5 protein-coding genes and 1 tRNA gene are annotated in these 3359 nt (G+C 37.3%); 4 read left to right on the top strand and 2 right to left on the bottom strand.

Features of this window, described 5'->3' with window-relative positions:
* On the bottom strand, window positions 1-274 hold a 274-nt coding region (locus HP439_RS18350; RefSeq protein WP_172391780.1), incomplete at its 3' end, for a trigger factor family protein.
* 71 nt (window positions 275-345) lie between these two features.
* Window positions 346-427: transfer RNA gene (locus HP439_RS18355), tRNA-Leu, on the bottom strand.
* A gap of 153 nt (window positions 428-580) precedes the next feature.
* On the opposite strand from HP439_RS18355, the gene HP439_RS18360 reads away from it, so the two are divergent.
* The 4 genes from HP439_RS18360 to HP439_RS18375 all read left to right on the top strand — a co-directional run.
* The gene (locus tag HP439_RS18360; RefSeq protein WP_172391781.1) at window positions 581-1198 is read left to right on the top strand and encodes a hypothetical protein; all 618 of its coding nucleotides are present in this window, start codon (window positions 581-583) and stop codon (window positions 1196-1198) included.
* A 2-nt stretch (window positions 1199-1200) separates the two neighbouring features.
* Window positions 1201-1500: a winged helix-turn-helix domain-containing protein gene (locus tag HP439_RS18365; protein ID WP_343043576.1), complete on the top strand. Its 300-nt coding sequence runs from the start codon at window positions 1201-1203 to the stop codon at window positions 1498-1500.
* A gap of 78 nt (window positions 1501-1578) precedes the next feature.
* Entirely contained in the window at window positions 1579-3039 is a 1461-nt protein-coding gene (gene creD, locus HP439_RS18370) for a cell envelope integrity protein CreD (RefSeq protein ID WP_172391783.1), read from the top strand.
* Between the two features lie 129 nt (window positions 3040-3168).
* On the top strand, window positions 3169-3359 hold a 191-nt coding region (locus HP439_RS18375), incomplete at its 3' end, for a hypothetical protein (RefSeq protein ID WP_172391784.1).

Raw genomic sequence — 3359 nt, forward strand, 5'->3', positions numbered from 1 at the left:
GGAGCGGTTGACCTAAAACTTCCAATTTGTTCTCACCAATGTATTCAGCAATCTTGTCGTTAACTATTTTGTTGATTTCATCAAACAAAATAGATTTACCAAAAGTGCGTCTGATGTGTCCTTGAGGGACCATACCTGGACGGAAGCCGGGTAATTTTGCTTTTTTAGCTTGTTCTTTGATGGCTTTGTCTACCGAAGGATTATAGTCTTCTGGTGTTAGTTCAACCTTAATGTTTGCGTTGACATCGTCAACTGTTTGGTGTGAAATATTCATACTCTCGTTTAGCTTTAACGCATTTTACAAAAAAAATCCTCCCGAGTTATTAAGTTCGGGAGGACATCAAGTGCGGAAGAAGGGACTCGAACCCCCACGCCTCGCGGCGCCAGATCCTAAGTCTGGTGCGGCTACCAATTACGCCACTTCCGCAGTTTATTAGGACTTTGTTTGTGGCACAAAGATATAAACCTAAATGATATCTCGCAAGTGTTTTTTTGCATTTTTTTTAAAAAATATAGAATCTCAAAATTTGTCTTGTATAAGTGTTTTATATTCATTTACTTTGAAAAACAAAGTACTTTTATGAGTCAGGAAAATTTACTTAAAGAGATCGAACAGATTCGGTCCATGATGGAGAAATCATCAAAATTCATCTCTATTTCGGGGCTGTCGGGCGTATTAATCGGTATTTATGCCCTAATCGGGGCGGCATTCGCTTATGTGAAAGTTTATGGATTTAACAGTGACATCGAATTTCGGGATTACTATATTGACGATCCGGATATACTAAAGTATCTATCAGTTGTGGCGGCAGTTGTCTTAGTTCTTTCTATCGTGACTGGATTATCGATGGCATCGCGGAAGGCCAAATATATGAACCAAAAAATTTGGAATGTAGTGAGTCGCTCACTTTTGTTTGCTATCGCTGTTCCACTTTGTACCGGGGGCCTATTTGCACTTATCTTGTTGAGCAAAGGATATTATAGTTTAATTGCTTCTGTTTTGTTGATTTTTTATGGACTGGCATTAGTGTCGGGGAGTCCCTATACGTTTAAGGAGGTTCGCTGGTTAGGTATATTTGAAATTTTGTTAGGTTTGCTGGCCATACTGGTTCCGGGGTATGGTTTATGGTTTTGGGTAGCCGGATTTGGAATATTGCATATTGTGTATGGTTTGATAGTTTATAAGAAATACGAATAGGAGTGGAGCTGGATTTTTCTTTATATAATAAGGTTTTTGAAAATCGTATCCGTTTGCAAGTGATGAGTATACTTATGGCAAATGATGAATATGATTTTCGTTCGCTTAAAGATTTGTTGGATGTTACAGACGGAAATCTCGCTTCAAATATGAAAGCACTAGAAAAACAAGGGTATATCGTTGTGGAGAAAAGTTTCGTCGATAGGAAACCTAATACCAGGTACAAGCGTACAGAAAAAGGGAAAAAGGCGTTTGAAAACCATATATCGGCTCTAGAGAATTTAATAAAGCAAAAGAGATAGTTAGTTCTCTTTTTTTTACCAATCAACTTTGAAAACCAAAGTACTTTAAAAAAAATAAACACATTAAAAATAAATATCATGGAACATTTTAATCTACCCTCTGAGGATCCAAGTAAAAAGGGAGCCTCATTCATCGAGCGATTCTTTACCTCGTCTCTATTTAAACTTGGTTGTACGTTTTTTCTGGTCTTAGTAATGCTAATCCCGCTTAGTTGGGTGAATGAGCTCATTAGTGAGCGAAGCGATAGAAGTCGATCAGTCGAAAAGGAGATTGCTAGTAAGTGGGGAAATAAACAGATACTTTCTGGACCAATCATTGGTATCCCTTATGTTGTTGAACAGACCATAAAAGAAACAGATAATAGTGGTAATGAAAAATATCAAACTGTTTTCGATACAAAGTATATCTTTTTGATGGCAAAAAATATCGATATAAAAACTGACGTCACACCTACGTATTTGAATCGAGGTATATATAGATCGGTAGTTTATAATTCTGTTTCAACCATCCACGGTGAGTTTGGTGAATTGGATTTTTCAGAGTCAGATATTAACGAAGAAGATCTTTCTTGGAAGGACGCGAAAGTTTTTGTTGGTGTAAGTGATTTAAAAGGTATTACCACTAATCCCTCGATACAATGGGGTGGAAAAAAAGTTAGTTTTAAACAAGGAACGAAAGAAATAAATCTTTTTGAACGGGTACTGGAAGCTCCCATTGATTTATCAAATAAATCTACACATGGGACCTTTAAAATTCAGCTCGATTTACGTGGTTCAAGTTCACTCAGTGTTTTTCCAACAGCTGATGATACCCAACTAACAGTCAACGGAAAATGGGCTTTCCCTAGTTTTGGTGGTGGATTCTTACCTAAAAAACGGGAAATTGGAGTCAACGAATTTAATGCTTCTTGGCAAGTGCCGAGTTTTAACCGGTTATTTCCTTCGCAGTGGTCTGGTTCAGGAAAACGAATGTATACTAATAGCCCTGAGGAGACAGAAAGTGGGGTGTCGGATTTGGTGTCCCCAAGTACGGAGGCTGTGTCGTCGTCTTCTATGGCAAACCAAAAAGATATGATCCAAGTTGATTTTCTGGAAACTATTGACAATTATGATAAAATAAACAGAGTGTCCAAGTATGGTATTTTGATTGTTCTATTGACTTTCGCAGCGTTATTTTTTACCGAAATTATTAAAAATAAACCGATGCATATGATTCATTACGTTCTGATTGGCTGTGCGATGGTTCTATTTTATACGCTACTTCTTGCCTTCAGCGAACATATTGGTTTTAACTGGAGCTACCTTATTGCATCTGTGGCGACGATAAGTTTAGTGAGTTGTTTTATCTTTTGGGTTACTAAGGATCTAAAAATTGCTTATCTGTTTAGCGCGATATTAGTGGTTTTTTACCTTTTTATTTACTGTTTAATGTTATTACAGGATTATGCATTAGTTGCGGGCACAATAGGCGTATTTATTATCTTGATTGTTTTAATGCGATGGTCAGCAAAGATTAACTGGTTTAACTTTAAAACGTAAGACGGTGTTATTTATGTAAGGGCCTCTGTGATTTTAGAATGCGTTCTTTATTGTCCTATTTAACTAGGATTTTGAATTTCAATTTGGGCGACACATTTGCTAACTTGCGCTGGATAAAATTATGGATATATGGAGAAATTATCGGTTCTGACATGTGCACTATTTTTGAGCATGGTTTCCGTGGCACAACGTGCACCAGAAAAAGTTGTCGACAAATCATTAATAACAAATAGATTCAATGCAATGGGGAGAGATGTTATGACGCCCGAAAAACTTTGGGAGTTAGGCCGTGTTTCCGCTGAGGGACTTTCCACGGACGG

The organism is Sphingobacterium shayense (genome assembly GCF_013179575.1).
In the GTDB taxonomy this organism is placed as follows: domain Bacteria; phylum Bacteroidota; class Bacteroidia; order Sphingobacteriales; family Sphingobacteriaceae; genus Sphingobacterium; species Sphingobacterium shayense.